We start from the raw sequence: 2,010 nt of genomic DNA, 5'->3' as shown, positions 1-2,010 counted from the left end.
TTGTAGCATCCCGCACTAATCTTAAGAGATTCAGTCTTTTTTAAAGAAACCTGCACGTATGATGAGAGAAGCTATGCAGGGAACATAAAAGACAAGGGCCAAGGCAAGAATCACAGGTAGTTGGGACATTAGGTCTTCCGGTGGTATTCCCCATGTTACGAGAACTATCAAACTGATGGTTCCCATAGTCCCGAAAAATATTGGGAATATAAGGAGAAGCAATCGGAATAACTTTCTTGAATTTTCTTTAACTTCTAACATTTTAATCTCCTTAATTTTGTCATTCATCTTTTTCCAAACCACCTTTTATACCCACACCTAGTCCATATGCTGCGTAAATCCCAGTCTCTAATCCAACAGAACCATTTATCCCTGCACTTGCAGTATAGTTTTCTATATTTGACGGGCTATAATCTGACGATTGAGGATATCAAACAATTCCGTCAGCTGCACAGCAAAACGGCGGGCCACCCCGAATACGGTATGCTCGACGGGATCGATATTACTACGGGACCACTGGGCCAGGGCTTTGCTAATGGGATAGGCTTTGCCATTGCCCAACAGCATCTGGCCGCCCGTTATAACAAGCCCGGCTTTGATCTCTTTAATTATAAAATTTACGCCATTTGCAGTGATGGCGACATGATGGAGGGGGTCACCTCCGAGGCTGCTTCCCTAGCAGGCCATCTCAAGCTGGGCAACCTGATTTACCTCTACGACGATAATCACATTTCCATTGAGGGAAATACGAACCTAGCCTTCGACGAAGATGTGGCTAAACGCTTTGAAGCTTACGGCTGGCACGTACAGGTGGTGGAAGATGGGAACGACATCGAGGCCATTTCGGCGGCCGTGGAAAAGGCCAAGCAGGAAACGACTCGCCCTTCGCTGATTAAGGTACGAACGCAAATTGCCTACGGTAGTCCAAACAAGGTTAATACGGCAGGTTCACACGGCTCACCCCTGGGGGAAGAAGAAGTGAAACTGGTGAAAAAGAACTTTGGCTTTGATCCTGAACAGTCCTTTGTCGTACCCGAAGAAGTACTGAACTATTACCGGGGAATCGGTGAAAAAGGAACCCAACTGGAGCAGCAGTGGGGAGAGTTGTTCGAAGCTTATAGCAAAGAATACCCTGAACTAGCCGCTCAGTATGAACAGGAACGTAGCCTGAAACTGCCCGAAGGTTGGGAGGAAAATCTTCCCGTATTCAAGGCGGAAGAGGGCAAAATGGCTACGCGGAAAGCTTCAGGCAAGGTTTTGAACGCTTTAGCTTCCGTACTGCCGAGTCTGATGGGCGGAGCAGCAGATTTAGCTCCGTCAACGGATACGCTGTTGAAAGATTACGGATCATTCACGGCAGAAGATCGCCTGGGCCGGAACTTCCACTTTGGTATTCGCGAACACGCCATGGGGGCCGCCCTCAATGGCATGGCCCTGACCAAGGGAATCATTCCTTACGGTGCAACTTTCCTGATCTTCTCCGAATACATGCGGCCACCGATCCGGATGGCAGCTATTATGAAAATTCGGGTGGTACTGGTTTTCACGCACGACAGCATTGGTCTGGGTGAAGATGGTACTACGCACCAACCCGTTGAACAATTGATGGCCTTGCGGGCCATGCCCAATATCGTAGTGATTCGACCAGCGGATGCCAACGAAACGGCTCAGGCCTGGAAAGCGGCTTTGCAGCATACGACTGGTCCAGTATTGCTGGTACTGACCCGTCAGGATTTACCCATTCTGGATCAGGAAAAATACGCCCCGGCGACGAATTTGCACAAGGGAGCCTATATTCTCTCGGACAGTGAGGGCGAGCCAGACGTTATCTTGATTGCGACGGGTTCGGAAGTACCCCTCATTCTGGAAGCTCAGCAAAAGCTTGCCGAAGAATCCATTCAGGCCCGCGTGGTCAGCATGCCCTGCTGGGAGTTTTTCGAGGTACAGGAGGAAGCGTATAAGGAAAGCGTGCTACCCAAGCGGATCAAAAAACGCCTGGCCGTGGAGGCT

At 49.5% G+C, this 2,010-nt stretch carries 1 protein-coding gene; it reads left to right on the top strand.

The features are described 5' to 3' along the window. Positions 1-282: 282 nt before the first annotated feature. Positions 283-2,010 (top strand): transketolase (gene tkt, locus ACOJTG_RS05120; RefSeq protein ID WP_420152824.1); only part of this gene is annotated, 1,728 nt, incomplete at its 3' end.

The organism is Siphonobacter sp. (assembly GCF_048595215.1).
Lineage (GTDB): Bacteria > Bacteroidota > Bacteroidia > Cytophagales > Spirosomataceae > Siphonobacter.
This window is presented reverse-complemented; position numbering and strand designations above follow the sequence as displayed.